The organism is Halomonas sp., from assembly GCF_014859505.1.
In the GTDB taxonomy this organism is placed as follows: Bacteria; Pseudomonadota; Gammaproteobacteria; order Pseudomonadales; family Halomonadaceae; genus Halomonas.
In genome coordinates, this window is record NZ_JACUUD010000027.1 from 17,000 (window position 1) to 30,202 (window position 13,203).

At 66.6% G+C, this 13,203-nt stretch carries 15 protein-coding genes; 9 read left to right on the forward strand and 6 right to left on the reverse strand.

Annotated features, from left to right (window positions below; all coding sequences use genetic code 11):
* Positions 1-122 precede the first annotated feature (122 nt).
* Together IBX53_RS06105 and IBX53_RS06110 are read left to right on the forward strand one after the other, a co-directional pair.
* Complete coding sequence (locus IBX53_RS06105) at positions 123-542, forward strand: STAS/SEC14 domain-containing protein (RefSeq protein ID WP_290906812.1); 420 nt, start codon at positions 123-125, stop codon at positions 540-542.
* A 24-nt stretch (positions 543-566) separates the two neighbouring features.
* The gene (locus tag IBX53_RS06110) at positions 567-1,334 is read left to right on the forward strand and encodes an ADP-ribosylglycohydrolase family protein (protein WP_290906813.1); all 768 of its coding nucleotides are present in this window, start codon (positions 567-569) and stop codon (positions 1,332-1,334) included.
* On the opposite strand, the gene IBX53_RS06115 is transcribed toward IBX53_RS06110, so the two are convergent.
* The 4 genes from IBX53_RS06115 to ugpB all read right to left on the reverse strand — a co-directional run bounded on the left by IBX53_RS06115 (position 1,325) and on the right by ugpB (position 5,563).
* Positions 1,325-2,398 carry a sn-glycerol-3-phosphate import ATP-binding protein UgpC gene (locus tag IBX53_RS06115; protein WP_290906815.1) on the reverse strand — a complete coding sequence of 358 codons (1,074 nt, stop codon included), beginning with the start codon at positions 2,396-2,398 and terminating at the stop codon, positions 1,325-1,327. The genes IBX53_RS06110 and IBX53_RS06115 overlap by 10 nt on opposite strands.
* Positions 2,399-2,400: 2 nt before the next feature.
* Positions 2,401-3,249, reverse strand: a complete 849-nt coding sequence (gene ugpE, locus IBX53_RS06120) for a sn-glycerol-3-phosphate ABC transporter permease UgpE (RefSeq protein ID WP_290906818.1) — start codon at positions 3,247-3,249, stop codon at positions 2,401-2,403.
* Positions 3,250-3,265: 16 nt separating this feature from the next.
* Positions 3,266-4,150: a sn-glycerol-3-phosphate ABC transporter permease UgpA gene (gene ugpA, locus IBX53_RS06125; protein ID WP_290906821.1), complete on the reverse strand. Its 885-nt coding sequence runs from the start codon at positions 4,148-4,150 to the stop codon at positions 3,266-3,268.
* A 93-nt stretch (positions 4,151-4,243) separates the two neighbouring features.
* Entirely contained in the window at positions 4,244-5,563 is a 1,320-nt protein-coding gene (gene ugpB / locus IBX53_RS06130; protein ID WP_290906823.1) for a sn-glycerol-3-phosphate ABC transporter substrate-binding protein UgpB, read from the reverse strand.
* Positions 5,564-5,802: 239 nt separating this feature from the next.
* On the opposite strand from ugpB, the gene IBX53_RS06135 reads away from it, so the two are divergent.
* Entirely contained in the window at positions 5,803-6,504 is a 702-nt protein-coding gene (locus IBX53_RS06135; RefSeq protein WP_290906825.1) for an HAD family phosphatase, read from the forward strand.
* Between the two features lie 164 nt (positions 6,505-6,668).
* Here IBX53_RS06135 and IBX53_RS16240 read toward each other — a convergent pair whose 3' ends face one another.
* Positions 6,669-7,109 carry a glycosyltransferase gene (locus tag IBX53_RS16240; protein ID WP_367171541.1) on the reverse strand — a complete coding sequence of 147 codons (441 nt, stop codon included), beginning with the start codon at positions 7,107-7,109 and terminating at the stop codon, positions 6,669-6,671.
* Positions 7,110-7,255: 146 nt separating this feature from the next.
* On the opposite strand from IBX53_RS16240, the gene IBX53_RS06145 reads away from it, so the two are divergent.
* The 6 genes from IBX53_RS06145 (at position 7,256) to IBX53_RS06170 (ending at position 12,472) form a co-directional block, all read left to right on the forward strand.
* A complete protein-coding gene (locus IBX53_RS06145) occupies positions 7,256-8,242 on the forward strand; it encodes an ABC transporter substrate-binding protein (RefSeq protein WP_290906828.1) in 987 nt (328 codons plus the stop codon).
* A gap of 2 nt (positions 8,243-8,244) precedes the next feature.
* Entirely contained in the window at positions 8,245-9,945 is a 1,701-nt protein-coding gene (locus IBX53_RS06150) for an iron ABC transporter permease (RefSeq protein ID WP_290906830.1), read from the forward strand.
* A complete protein-coding gene (locus tag IBX53_RS06155) occupies positions 9,933-10,979 on the forward strand; it encodes an ABC transporter ATP-binding protein (protein WP_290906833.1) in 1,047 nt (348 codons plus the stop codon). Before IBX53_RS06150 ends, IBX53_RS06155 begins: the two co-directional genes overlap by 13 nt.
* Positions 10,976-11,524, forward strand: a complete 549-nt coding sequence (locus IBX53_RS06160) for an MBL fold metallo-hydrolase (RefSeq protein WP_290906835.1) — start codon at positions 10,976-10,978, stop codon at positions 11,522-11,524. Before IBX53_RS06155 ends, IBX53_RS06160 begins: the two co-directional genes overlap by 4 nt.
* 80 nt (positions 11,525-11,604) lie before the next feature.
* Positions 11,605-11,895, forward strand: coding sequence for a hypothetical protein (locus tag IBX53_RS06165; protein WP_290906838.1), 291 nt, complete (start codon positions 11,605-11,607; stop codon positions 11,893-11,895).
* On the forward strand, positions 11,882-12,472 hold the full coding sequence (locus IBX53_RS06170) for a histidine phosphatase family protein (RefSeq protein WP_290906840.1): 591 nt from the start codon (positions 11,882-11,884) through the stop codon (positions 12,470-12,472). Before IBX53_RS06165 ends, IBX53_RS06170 begins: the two co-directional genes overlap by 14 nt.
* On the opposite strand, the gene IBX53_RS06175 is transcribed toward IBX53_RS06170, so the two are convergent.
* Positions 12,396-13,196, reverse strand: a complete 801-nt coding sequence (locus tag IBX53_RS06175) for an inositol monophosphatase family protein (RefSeq protein ID WP_290906843.1) — start codon at positions 13,194-13,196, stop codon at positions 12,396-12,398. The genes IBX53_RS06170 and IBX53_RS06175 overlap by 77 nt on opposite strands.
* Positions 13,197-13,203: the final 7 nt, after the last annotated feature.

Below are 13,203 nucleotides of genomic sequence, written 5' to 3' on the forward strand. Positions count from 1 at the left end.
AGGCGTTGTCCGAAAAGTCTGCACCCGGGCAGCGGTCCCTGCGCGCCAGGCCTGTCCCGGCGCACTATGCTGAAGGTGACCGAGCCGCTTGGCTCTTCTCTCTTACCTCAAGGAGAATGCCCATGTTGGACCTGATCTCCCATCCGGCGGCCCACGTGGTGGCGATGAAGGCGGGGGGTATCGTGACCGGCGGAGAACTGCAGCGCGCCATTGATGCCATCGAGGCCGCCAAGCGGGCTCATCCGGTGATCAGCCTGGTGGTCGAGGTCGATGACCTGCGCCTGATGACCCTGACCGCCCTGCTCAAGGACATCGGCTACGGCCTGACGCAGCTCGGCGATCTGGACCGCTACCACCGCGCCGCCGTGGTCACCGACCAGGCGTGGATCGAGCAGATCGCCCGCCTGGAAGAGCGCCTGTTCAAGGCCGTGGAGATCCGCACCTTCCGTGGCGATGAGCACGCCGGAGCCATGGCCTGGGCCGCCGAGCTGCCGAGGAATTCCCACGAGGATCCCGAAGAGGACGGCTATCACGGCGCCTGAACTGCAACAGGGGAGGGAAACGCCATGCTGGGCGCGATTGCCGGCGACATCATCGGTTCTGTCCACGAAGGCCGGGGCACCAAGCACCGGGACTTCCCGCTCTTCACGCCGCAGAGCACCTTCACCGATGACACCGTGCTCTGTCTGGCGGTGGCGGAGGTGCTGCTGCACGGCGGCGACTTCGTCGATGCCTTTCACGACTACTTCCACCGCTACCCTGACGCTGGCTTCGGCGGTGGCTTCATGCGCTGGGCGGCAAACCGGGACCGGCAGCCCTACTACAGTTGGGGCAACGGCTCGGCCATGCGGGTACCGCCGGTTGGCTTCGCGGCCTGCTCGCTCGAGGAGGCACTGATGCTGGCGAGGCGCAGCGCCGAGGTGACCCATGATCATCCCGAGGGGGTCCGCGGGGCCCAGGCCGTGGCCGCCGTGATCTATCTGGCCCGCCAGGGGGCCGACAAGGCATGCCTGCGCGAGGAGGTGGAGGCGCGTTTCGGCTTCGACCTTTCGCATTCCCTGGACGAGATCCGTCCCGGTTATCGCTTCGATGTCTCCTGCCAGGGCTCGGTGCCGGAGTCGATCACCGCCTTCCTGGAGTCCGACAGTGTCGAGTCGGCGATTCGCAACGCCATCTCGCTGGGCGGCGACGCCGATACCCAGGCGTGCATGGCAGGTGCCATGGCCGAAGCCTTCCACGGCGGCCTGCCTGAGGCACTGCGCCACGAGACCCTCGCCCGGCTGCCCGATGACCTGCGCCGAGTGGTGGAGGCCTTCGAGGCGCGCTATCCGTGATCCCCGATGCGTTTACCGCTCTCGCGATTGAAGGGGTGCAGGGCGTCGCGGGTGACGTAAAAGCGCAGCGTCTCGCCCTCGGCCACCGGGGGCTGGCCGGCGGTGCGGATCACCGTGGGCTGGTCGCTGCCGGCCAGGCAGACGTAGAGGTGGCTCTCGGCGCCGGCGGCCTCGAACAGCTCCAGGGTCGATTCCACCACCAGGTGCGGCTCGCTCGGCGCCCGCATATGCAGGTCGTCGGGGCGGATGCCGACGATGTCGGTGCCCTCGGGCAGGTCGTGGAGCAGGGCCGTCGCGGTGTCGCCGCCCCCGTTGGTGTGTAGATAGTCCAGCGGGATCAGGTTCATGGCCGGGGAGCCGATGAAGGTAGCCACGAACAGCGAGGCGGGCCGGGCGTAGATCTCCATGGGCGTGCCCACCTGCTCGATGCGCCCGTCGTTGAGCACCACCAGGCGATCGGCCAGGGTCATGGCCTCGAGCTGGTCGTGGGTGACGTAGAGGCTGGTGGTCTTCAGGCGGCGCTGCAGCTTCTTGATCTCCACCCGCATCTGCACGCGCAGCTTGGCGTCCAGGTTGGAGAGCGGCTCGTCGAAGAGGAAGGCCGCGGGCTCGCGCACCAGGGCCCGGCCCATGGCCACTCGCTGGCGCTGGCCGCCGGAGAGCTGGCGCGGCTTGCGGGGCAGGAAGGCCTCGATCTCCAGCATCGTTGCCGCCGCCTCCACCCGGCGGCGGATCTCGTCGCGCTTGAAGCCGCGATTCTTCAGGCCGTAGGCCAGGTTGTCGAACACCGTCATGTGGGGATAGAGCGCATAATTCTGGAACACCATGGCGATATCGCGCTGGGCGGGCTCCAGCTCGTTGACCCGGCGCTCGCCGATATGCAGCGCCCCGGCGCTGATGGTCTCCAGCCCCGCCACCATGCGCAGCAGGGTCGACTTGCCGCAGCCCGAGGGGCCCACCAGCACCACGAACTCGCCGTCGGCCACCTCCAGGTCAATGCCCTTTACCGCCTTCACGCCGCCGGGGTAGGTCTTCTCGAGGCCCTCGATCCTGATACTTGCCATCGCTATTTCTCCGTCTCGGTGAGGCCCTTCACGAACAGTCGCTGCATGAACAGGATCACCAGCACCGGGGGCAGGGCGGCCATCACCACCGCGGCCATCACCAGGTGCCACTGGGGGTCGCCGTCGGCGGCGGTGGTCATGCGTTGGATGCCCATCACCACGGTGTAGTAGTCGCTGTCGGTGGTGATCAGCAGGGGCCAGAGGTACTGGTTCCAGCCGTAGATGAACAGGATCACGAAGAGCGCCGCGATATTGGTGACCGACAGCGGCAGCAGGATGTCCTTGAAGAACTTCAGGGGGCCGGCGCCATCCACCCGGGCGGCTTCCAATAACTCTTCCGGCACCGTCATGAAGAACTGGCGAAACAGGAAGGTGGCGGTGGCCGAGGCGATCAGCGGGATGGAGAGCCCGGCGAAGCTGTTGAGCATGCCGAGGTCGGCCACCACCTGGAAGGTGGGGATGATGCGCACCTCCACCGGCAGCATCAGGGTGACGAAGATCAGCCAGAAGAAGAACAGCCGGAAGGGAAAGCGGAAGTAGACGATGGCGAAGGCCGAGAGCAGCGAGATGGCCAGCTTGCCCAGAGTGATCGCCAGCGCCATCACCAGGCTGTTGAAGAGCATCTGGCCCACGGGGGGCGCCCCGGCGCGGGAGAGCCCGCTCTCCCACATGGCACGATAGTTCTCCAGGGCGTGGCCACCGGGTACCAGGGGAAGGGTGCCGCGCAGGAACTCCCCCGGCGCCTGGGTGGAGGCGACGATGGCGATATAGACGGGAAACAGCACCAGGGCCACGCCGGCGATCAGGATCAGGTGGGCCGCCAGCTGGCTCAGGGGGCGGTGTTCGACCATGGGGAGCTCCTCCGGGTCAGTAGTTGACGCGCCGCTCGATGAAGCGGAACTGCACCACGGTGAGGGCCACCACGATGGCCATCAGGATCACCGACTGGGCGGCGGAGCTGCCCAGGTTGAGCCCCACGAAGCCGTCGGCGTAGACCTTGTAGACCAGAATGTTGGTGGCCTGGGCTGGGCCGCCCTGGGTGGTGGCGTGGATCACCCCGAAGGTGTCGAACATGGCGTAGACCACGTTGACCACCATCAGGAAGAAGGTGGTGGGCGTGAGCAGCGGGAAGACGATCGTCCAGAAGCGCTTCACGGGGCCGGCGCCATCGATGGCCGCCGCCTCGATCAGCGACTGGGGGATCGATTGCAGCCCGGCCAGGAAGAACAGGAAGTTGTAGGCGATCTGCTTCCAGGCGGCGGCGATGATCACCAGCGCCATGGCGTCGGTGCCGGAGGTGCGGTGGTTCCAGCGGTAGCCGAGCATCTCGAGCACATAGGGCACGATGCCGATGGAGGGGTTGAAGATGAACCACCAGAGCACCCCGGCGATGGCCGGGGCGATGGCGTAGGGCCAGACCAGCAGGGTGGTGTAGCCGTTGCGTGAACGCAGCATGCGGTTGACGGTGGTCGCCAGCAGCAGAGCAGCGGACATCGACAGCAGGGTGGTGCCGATGGCGAACACCGCAGTCACCGAGAGCGAGTCGAGGTAGTAGGTGTCGGCGAAGAGTCGTCTGAAGTTGGCCAGGCCAACGAAGCTGGTGTTGAGCCCGAAGGCGTCCTCGCGCAGCAGCGACATGTAAAGCGCCTGCAACGAGGGCCAGATGAAGAAGATCAGGGTGACGATCACCTGGGGCGCCAGCAGGGCATAGGGCAGCCAGCGCCCGGGAAAGGTCATGCGTTTGGTCTGCATCGATAACTCGACAGGAGAGTGGCAAGGCAGGTGTGGGGGCGGCACGAATGCCACCACCCGCTGCCGGGCAGCGGGTGGCGAGGGTGGTGTGTCTCAGCGGTTGGCGGCTTGGAAGTCGCGCAGCAGGGCATTGCCGCGGCGGGCGGCGTCGGCGCTGGCCTGCTCGCCGTTCTTCTGGCCGCTCATCACCGCCTCCAGCTCCTCGGAGATGATGTCGCGGACCTGCACGAAGTTGCCGAAGCGCAGCCCCTTGGAGTTCTCGGTGGGCGGGTTGAGGTTCATCTGCCGAATGGAGATGTCGGCGCCGGGATTCTCGGCGTAGAAGCCCTGCTCCTCGCTCAGCTCCCAGGCGGCGTGGGTGATCGGCAGGTAGCCGGTGCGCTGGTGCCAGTCGGCCTGCACCTCGGGGCGGGAGAGGTACTCGAAGAAGGCGGCCAGGGCCTCGTACTCCTCGTCGCTGTGGCCCTGCAGGGCCCAGAGGGTGGCGCCGCCGATGATCGAGTTCTGGGGGGCGCCCTCCACGTCGGCGTAGTGGGGCTGCATGGCGTAGTCCACCGTGAAGTCGGCGTTGGCCAGCACCCCGGCCCGGGCGGCGGAGGAGCCGAAGAACATGGCGCACTCCCCCGAGTAGAACATCGGGGCGGCGTCATCCCCCGGCCCCGGGCCGCCCCAGCGGAAGACCCCCTCGTCCTGCCACGCCTTGAGGTTGTCCCAGTGGCGCGCCACCAGGGCATTGTCGAAGACGAACTCGGTCTCCAGGCCGCCGAAGCCGTTCTCCAGGGTGCCCAGCGGCGAGTCGTGCATGGCGGAGAAGTTCTCCAGCATCACCCAGCTCGGCCAGGAGGTGGTGAAGCCGCAGCTGGCGGCACCGCTCTCGCGCAGCTGGCGGGAGGCGTCGACGATCTCCTCCCAGGTCTCGGGCGTGCCGTCCAGGCCCGCGGCGTCGAAGGCGTCGCGGTTGAGGTAGAGGATCGGCGTGGAGGAGTTGAAGGGGAAGGAGAGCATGTTGCCGCGGGTATCGGTGTAGTAGCCCACCACCGCCGGCAGGAAGGCCTCGCGGTCGAAGGCGCGGCCGTGGTCTGCCATCAGCTCATGGATGGGGTAGATGGCGCCCTCGGCGGCCATCATGGTGCCGGTGCCCACCTCGAAGACCTGCAGGATGTGCGGCTGCTCACCCGCGCGGAAGGCGGCGATGGCGCCGGTCATGGTCTCGGTGTAGTTGCCGCGGTAGCTGGGGCGCACCCGGTAGTCGTCCTGGGAGGCGTTGAACTCCTCGGTGATGCCTTCGAGGATCTCGCCGAGCTCACCGCCCATGGCGTGCCACCACTGGACCTCGACGGCGGCGTGAGCGGACAGCGACAGGGTGGCGGCGGCGACGCCGGCGGCCAGGCTCTTCAGGGAAAATGCGGACATGTAGCTCTCCTTGTGGTGTGATGAACAGCGATGTCGTGGATGGCGGGCAGCCGCGCTGAAACCTCGCAAGACATTAGCCGCACAAGGTGACGACGCCGTGGCGGGTCGGTGTCAGTCGGGTGGCGAGAGCGTGTCAGTCGTATGGCAGCACCGTGACGCGCCTCGTCGGTCATGCCGTTGTCACCCGGGTGGTTCAGGCTATCTGCCTTTATCGAGCCACCGGGCCACTGGAGACCGTCATGCGCCTTGCCCTCTTCGACCTCGACGACACCCTGCTGGACGGCGACTGCAGCGCGCTGTGGAACGACTGGATGGTGGAACGGGACTGGATCGCCGCGCCGGGTGACTTCCTGGCCAGCACCCAGCGGATGAACGACGCTTACCACGCGGGGCGGCTGCGGCTTGAGGAGTACCTGGCCCTGACGCTGTCGCCGCTGGCGGGGCGCCATCTGGAGGAGGTGGCGAGAGAGGTGGAGGCCTTCGTGGCGGCTCGTGTCGTACCCCGGCTGTTCGCCCAGGGGCGCGAGCTGATCGCCCGGCACCGCCAGCAGGGCGATCTCCCGATGCTGATCTCCGCTTCCTCGAGGCATCTGGTGGCGCCGGTGGCGGTCGCCCTGGGCATCCAGGAGGTGATCGCCGTGGAGCCGGCCCTCGATGGGCAGCGCTTCACCGGCGCCACCACCGGGGTGCTCTCCTACCGTGGCGGCAAGGTCGCCCGCCTGGAGGCCTGGCTGGCCGAGCAGGGCGTTGCGGCCAGTCATCTGAGCTTCTACTCAGACTCCCAGAATGATCTGCCGCTGCTCAACCGGGTCGATCGTCCCGTGGCGGTCAATCCCGACCCGGTGCTGGCCGAGGTGGCCAGGTACGAGGGCTGGGAGCGGCTGGATTGGCGCGACGGGTCAGGGCTCCATGGGTTGTCCATGATGGCAATCAGTGAATGAACGAAGCCTACTACCTGCGCCTCACCGATCACCTGCGCGAGCTGCTCAGCGATCCCGACGCCTTCGAGGAGGGGCGGCTGGAGGGCAAGGCATAGGGGCTTGCCGGCCGGTCTTCACGCCGTCTTAACTCTTCATGTAGGTGTTAGCCAAGCGTCACCGGGCTGTCATTCGAGATCGCCAGACCCTTGGTCTATACCAGATCCGCTGTCCTGGTTGCCACTCAGCCTACCCGGAGAGCCACCATGTCCCTGTTTCCCCGTTCCCTGATTGGCGGCGCCGTCGCCCTGGCCATGATAACCGGCGCCCAGGCCGCCACCGAGCTGACCGTCTACACCGCCGCCGAGTCGACGGACCATCACGTTCAGGCGCAGAAAACCCTGATCAGCAAGCGCCTCGGCCTGCTGTCGTGTGGGGACCAGGGTGGCGGCACAGCCATTGTGGAAGACACTCAGCAGCTGCATCAAGGGAGCGGCTAGCCAGGGCGCGCCATAGTCCTGACAGTAATGATCGAAGTTGGTATGCCAGCCAGCGACTACGGGTATCGAGAGGCGACGGGCGGCGCGCCTGGCCGACCAGCCCAGCGGCCCTTGGGTCGCTACGTAGATGACATCGGGCCGCTGTTTTTTGCCAGAGTTGCTGAATACGGCGCGTTGCTGATGAAGATGTTACATCCGAGCGAAAGCATACTGTCATCGCGCTGTAAGCCAGTGACAATAATGTCGATGGGGCTCACTCATCGGAGGTTTTCCTTATGCCGAAGCGCCCCCTGTCAGCGGCCCTCTCCGCCGCCGTGGTTCTTGCCGGCCTGGCCCTTCCGGCTCTCGGTAACGAGAAGCTGGTGCTTTACACCAGCCAGCCCAACAGCGATGCCCAGCAAACCGTCGACGCCTTCCAGGCGACCTACCCCGAGATCGAGGTGGAGTGGGTGCGGGATGGCACCACGCAGCTGATGACCCGGCTGCGCTCCGAACTCTCCGCCGGCGTCAGCAACCCTGATGTGCTGTTGATCGCCGACAGCATGACCCTGGAGTCGCTCAAGCAAGAAGGGCACCTGCAGCCCCACCTGAGCCCGGAACGCGAGGTCTACGCCGCCGAGCTCTACGATCCGGAAGGCTACTACTACGGCACCAAGCTGATCACCACCGGTATCGTTTACAACACCGGGGCCGAACGGAAGCCCCAGAGCTGGCGGGAGCTCACCCGGCCCGAGTACGAAGGGCAGGTGACCATGCCGAGCCCGCTCTATTCCGGCGCTGCGCTGATTCACATGGCGACGCTCGAGGCCAACCCCGAACTCGGTGAAGAGTACTACGCGGCACTCCAGGCCAATCGTGTCGAGGCCCAGGGCGGCAACGGCGGCGTGTTCAATGCCGTGGCGTCGGGTACCAAACCCTACGGAATCGTGGTCGACTTCCTGCCGATCCGGGAATCGGCCAAGGGCTCGCCGGTGGCGTTCGTCTTCCCCGAGGAGGGCGTGAGCGCCGTGACGGAGCCTGTGGCCATCATGCAGGGCGCCAGGAACGTCGAGGCGGCGCAGAAGTTTGTCGACTTCGTTCTATCACGTGAGGGCCAGGAGCTGGTCAGCGAGCAGGGCTATCTTCCGGCGCATCCTGAGGTCGCCCCGCCGGCCGGCTTCCCCGCCCGCGACGATATCGCGTTGATGCCGCTCGACATCGAAAGCGCCCTGGCCAGGGAAGCCGAACTCAAGCAGCGCTTCAGCGACTTGTTCGGAAGCTGACCATGACACCGGGTCTCGCCGATAGCAGCCAGCATCGCTGGCTGCTCACCCTACTCATGCTCGTCATCGTGGCGCTCAGTCTTGTGCCCAGCCTGCGCTTGCTAATGGAGTCGCTGGGCGGCCTGGGCCAGGGCAGCGAGTCGCCGCTATGGCGCGTGCTGCAGGCCGAAAGTACCTGGCGGGCGCTTTGGCGCAGTCTCTATACGTCGGGGCTGGGCATGCTGATTGCGCTGGTGCTGGGCAGCCTGTTCGCCTTCGTGATCACTCTCACGGACATTCGCGGCAAGGCCTGGCTGGTGTTCTGCTTCATGCTGCCGATGATGATCCCGCCCCAGGTCACCGCGCTGAGCTGGCTGCAGCTGTTCGGGCCCGCCAGCCCGCTGCTGAAGAGCATCGGCATGGCGCCGCCCCTGGGCAGCCCCCAGCCGCTCTATTCCGCCGAAGGTATTGCCCTGTTGCTGGGGATCCAGAGCGCGCCGCTGGTGTTCCTGGCGCTGCGCACTTCACTGCTCTCCCTCCCCCGGGAACTGGTCGAGGCGGCCCGTATCAGTGGAGCCCGCCAGGCCCAGGTGTGGAGGCAGATTATCCTGCCGGTGACCCGTGGCGGCCTGATCGCCGGTGCCGCCATGGCCTTCATCTCGAGTCTGGGCAACTTCGGCATTCCCGCCATGTTGGGCATTCCCGTCGGCTACTACGTCCTACCGACCCTGATCTACCAGCGCATGGCCAGTTTCGGCACCGGCGTACTGGCCGAGATGGCCTCGCTGTCGCTGCTGATCGGCATGCTAGCGCTGGCCGGGGTGGCGCTGCAGCAGGCGTGGATGAAGCGCAGCCGTTTCGGTCTGATGGGCCACAGCGGCCGCGCCCACGACTTTTCTCTGGGCCGCTGGCGGGGAGGGGTGACCGCCCTGCTGGTGACGCTATTACTGGTAATCCTCGTTGCTCCCTTGGTGGCGCTGGTGGTGAGTTCGCTGGTGCCCGCTGTGGGCGTGCCGCTTACCTGGGAGACCGTCACCCTGAACGCCTATCACGAGGTGATCGGCCGCCAGGGAGCGACCTGGCGCGCGGTGCGCAACAGCCTGTGGTTGGCGGGTTGCGCCGCCCTGGTGCTGATGCTGTGCAGCCTGCCGCTGGCCTACCGCCTGCAGCGGCTGCCGCCGCGCTGGCAAAGCTTGGCATTGAGTGCTATCGAACTGCCCTATGCGCTGCCCGGTGTGGTACTGGCGGTAGCCTGCATCCTGCTCTTCGTACGACCCATACCCGTCATCGATGTGGCCCTCTACGGCACTCTCGGGCTGATCTTCGTTGCTTACTTGATGCGCTTTCTGGTGGTGTGCCTCAAGCCGGTGGCCGCTGGCCTCGCCCAGCTCGATCCCTCGTTGGAGGAGGCCGCGCAGTTGGCAGGCGCCGGCCCCTGGCGGCGCCTGGGTGGTATTGTGCTGCCGCTGCTGGCCCCGGCGCTATTTGCCGGTGGGCTGCTGGTATTCCTGCTGGCGGTGAACGAGCTGACCGTTTCGGCGCTGCTGTGGAGCGCGGGGAACGAGACCCTGGGCGTGCTGATCTTCAACCTCGACGAAGGCGGCGAGAGCGTGCTGGCTGCCGCGGTTTCCGTGCTAGTGGTGTTGATGGTCGCCACGTTGATGCTCTGCCTGAGCCTGCTGGCACCGCGCCTGCCCAAGGGGGTCGTGCCATGGCAGGGTTGACGATCGATAGTGTGACCAAGTGCTTCGGTGAGCACCCTGCCGTCGAGGCGCTCTCCCTGGACATCGCTCCGGGAGAGTTCGTCGCGCTGCTCGGCCCCAGCGGCTGCGGCAAGACCACCATGCTGCGCATGCTGGCCGGCTTCGAGTCGCTCAGCGAAGGGGAAATTCGTCTGGGCGGGCGGATATTGGCCAGCCGCGAGCATCACGTTGCGCCGGAACGGCGCAATATGGCGATGGTGTTCCAGTCCTACGCTCTGTGGCCGAACATGAGCGTGGCCGACAATGTCGGCTACCCACTCAAGCTGCGCCGCCTGGCTGGCGAGACGTACCGGCGTCGAGTGGCCCAGGCGCTGTCGCTAGTGGGGCTCTCGCCTTACGCCGAGCGCTCGCCGCAGGAGCTCAGCGGTGGCCAGCGTCAGCGCGTGGCGCTGGCACGCTGCTTGGTGACAGATCCGGATGTCGTATTGCTCGACGAGCCGCTGGCCAACCTCGACCGCCACCTCCGTGCGTCCATGGAGCAGAGCTTTCGCGAGTTCCACCGCCGCACCCAGGCCACCCTGGTCTACGTCACCCACGACCAGAGCGAGGCCATGGCGCTGGCGGACCGCATCGCGGTCATGCGCGAGGGCAGGCTGGTGCAGTGGGCCACGCCGGAAACGCTCTATCGCCAGCCGCGGACCGCCTGGGTGGCCAGCTTCATCGGCCAGGGCAGCCTGTTGAACGTGGCGGCCGGCCGGCCGGACCAGCGCCTAGAGGAGGCCATGCTGATGCGTGGGCTTGCCTCTGCTCCTGCTGAGCGCACCCAGCCGGTACTGGTGCGCCCCGAGCACGTGACGGTGCTGTCCGATGCCCTTTCCCCACAGGCGTTGTGTGGACGAGTGGAGAGCGTGACCTTCCGCGGCGAACGCTACGAGCTGTACCTGCGCCTCGAAAGCGGTGAAGCGCTGCTGGCTTACCACCACGCGGCGCTCGATGAAGGGCGGCAGGTGGCCCTGATTTTGCGCGAGGGCTGGTGTCTGGAGCCCGAGACATGAGCCTGCGCATCGAGGTGCTAAGCGGGCTGGGCGACAAGGCGCCCGCCGCTATCCTGGTCGAGGCCGAGGGCAGGCGCCTGCTGCTCGACGCCGGCGGCGTCCTGCATCCGGGCCAGTCGTTAGCCTGGGCAGAAGGGCTGGACGTCGACGCCGTGCTGATCAGTCACGACCATTTCGATCACATCGGCGGGGTCTCGGCGCTGCCCGCCGAGCTGCCGCTCTACTGCACGCCCTCGGTGGCGTATGGCTGCATCTCGGCATTGGTGACGGCGTATTCTACAGCGGCGACGCCTGCCGCGAGTCGCTGCTTTTTCCCTTCGACGAGCCGCCACCGGCGCGTGTCGCGCTGCTGGACGCCTCCTATGGCCGCTACAATTCGCCCCAGACGCAGTGTCGCGAGGCCATCGCGCAGCGACTGTACGAGCCTCGGGTGCTCCCGGTGCCGGTATCGGGGCGCGCCCTGGAAATGGCGCTGTGGCTCGACGAGCTTGGTGTCGTCTGGAATCTGGACAACGCTTGCCGCGCGGGGCTCGAGGCGTTGCTGAGGTTGCCCCGTACGCCGCGCCGGCAAGGGCAGAATGCTGCCCTCCGCCGGCTGCTAGACGCGTCGCGTACGGATTCGCCCATGCTATGGCTAGTCGAGGATCGCGACGACGACCCACAGGACTGGCCAGACCACCGGCTGCTGCATACTGGCTATCTCACGCCCCGGCGGCAACGCCAGAGGATAGCCGGTGAGGTCGACTGGCAGCGCTGGAATGTGCATCTGCGGCTTTTGCATATGCGGATGCTGGTGTGGCAACTGGGAGCGGAGCAGGTAACCCCACTCTTTACCACCGAGGTGCGCGAAGTGAACGAGTTGCTGACGACAGATGAGCCACTACTGTCGGAGGAAGACAGCGATGCTGTTGGCTAGGCCCTTCGTCTTCATCCGCCACGGTGAAACGCAGCTCAACCGAGAGCAGCGCATCTGCGGACGCAGTGACGTGCCGCTGACGGTGCTTGGCGAGGCCCAGGCGCGACAGGCCGCTGCCTGGCTTGATCGACCCTGGAGCCGGGTCGTGACCAGCACGCTGCAGCGCGCCTGGCGCACCGCGGAACTGGCGGTTCCCGGCCAGGAGGCGATGCGACTGAGTGGGCTCGACGAGCGCGACTGGGGGCGACTGGACCAATTGCGCCTGACGCAGCAGCCTGCCTACGAGGCCACACCGCCCGGCGGCGAGAGCTGGGCGGATTTCCAGGTTCGCGTGCTGGCGGCGCTCAATGTCGTGCTGGCAAGCGTGGAGATGCCGCTGGTGGTGGCTCATTCGGGCGTCTTTCGCGTAATTCGTGCTCAGCTGATCGGCACGCCGAACGGCCCACGGCTGGCCAACGCCACGCCGTACCTGGTTCGTCCCGGCCTGCTGGGCTGGCAGGTTAACCGCTATGTATCGCATCCCTCAGCTCGTCGTGACGCTCGGGGTGGGCTACCAACAGACTGGTCCACTCGGTAGGTGCCGGGTTGCCGGCGAGGTCGGTGACCGTGCAGCCCGCCTCCCGGGCTATGACGATGCCGGCGGCGATGTCCCAGAGCTCCAGCCGGGCTCCCTGGGACCAGAAGGCATCGAAGCGGCCAATTCCGGCATAGACGATTTCGAGTGCCGCCGAGCCGGGGGCTCGAATGCCTGCCACCTTCGGCATCAGGTCGGTCATCTGGGACAGGCTGGTCGGGCAGTCGCCCTTGGCGTGGTAGGGCAGGCAAGTGGCGACCAGCATCTCATGCAGGGCTCGCGCTGGAGGTGCCGTGATGCGCTGCGCGCCACGGTAGGCGCCTTGGTCGCGTTCCGCCCACAGCATTTCGTCCAGCAGCGGCTGGTAGACCACCCCGTGGGTGAGTATATCGCCCTCGCGAACGGCGATAGAGACGGAAAAGTGGGGCACCCGATGCAGGAAGTTGTTGGTGCCATCCAGTGGGTCGATGATCACCGTGATGTCACCATCCCGCGCTGGGGTGGCGCCGGTCTCCTCGCCAAGGAAGCCCACGTCGGGATACGCACGGCGAATGGTGTCGATAATGGCGTTCTCGGCCGCCCGGTCGTAATGGGTCACGAAGTCCGAGGCGCCCTTGCTTTCGAAGTTGATGGCTCCGTCGGCGTGGTAGCCCTCGCGTAGAATCGCGCCTGCCACTCGGGCGGCGCGTTGCAGGGTCTCGCCTAGAGCATCTGAGTTATCGATCATATGAGTT

Coding starts and splice junctions, on each gene's coding strand:
- IBX53_RS06105 (WP_290906812.1), top strand. CDS start 123: ATGTTGGACCTGATCTCCCATCCGGCGGCCCACGTGGTGGCGATGAAG.
- ugpE (WP_290906818.1), bottom strand. CDS start 3,249: ATGGTCGAACACCGCCCCCTGAGCCAGCTGGCGGCCCACCTGATCCTG.
- IBX53_RS06175 (WP_290906843.1), bottom strand. CDS start 13,196: ATGATCGATAACTCAGATGCTCTAGGCGAGACCCTGCAACGCGCCGCC.
- IBX53_RS06170 (WP_290906840.1), top strand. CDS start 11,882: ATGCTGTTGGCTAGGCCCTTCGTCTTCATCCGCCACGGTGAAACGCAG.
- IBX53_RS06160 (WP_290906835.1), top strand. CDS start 10,976: ATGAGCCTGCGCATCGAGGTGCTAAGCGGGCTGGGCGACAAGGCGCCC.
- ugpB (WP_290906823.1), bottom strand. CDS start 5,563: ATGTCCGCATTTTCCCTGAAGAGCCTGGCCGCCGGCGTCGCCGCCGCC.
- IBX53_RS06165 (WP_290906838.1), top strand. CDS start 11,605: ATGCTATGGCTAGTCGAGGATCGCGACGACGACCCACAGGACTGGCCA.
- IBX53_RS06135 (WP_290906825.1), top strand. CDS start 5,803: ATGCGCCTTGCCCTCTTCGACCTCGACGACACCCTGCTGGACGGCGAC.
- IBX53_RS06155 (WP_290906833.1), top strand. CDS start 9,933: ATGGCAGGGTTGACGATCGATAGTGTGACCAAGTGCTTCGGTGAGCAC.
- IBX53_RS06115 (WP_290906815.1), bottom strand. CDS start 2,398: ATGGCAAGTATCAGGATCGAGGGCCTCGAGAAGACCTACCCCGGCGGC.
- IBX53_RS06145 (WP_290906828.1), top strand. CDS start 7,256: ATGCCGAAGCGCCCCCTGTCAGCGGCCCTCTCCGCCGCCGTGGTTCTT.
- ugpA (WP_290906821.1), bottom strand. CDS start 4,150: ATGCAGACCAAACGCATGACCTTTCCCGGGCGCTGGCTGCCCTATGCC.
- IBX53_RS06150 (WP_290906830.1), top strand. CDS start 8,245: ATGACACCGGGTCTCGCCGATAGCAGCCAGCATCGCTGGCTGCTCACC.
- IBX53_RS06110 (WP_290906813.1), top strand. CDS start 567: ATGCTGGGCGCGATTGCCGGCGACATCATCGGTTCTGTCCACGAAGGC.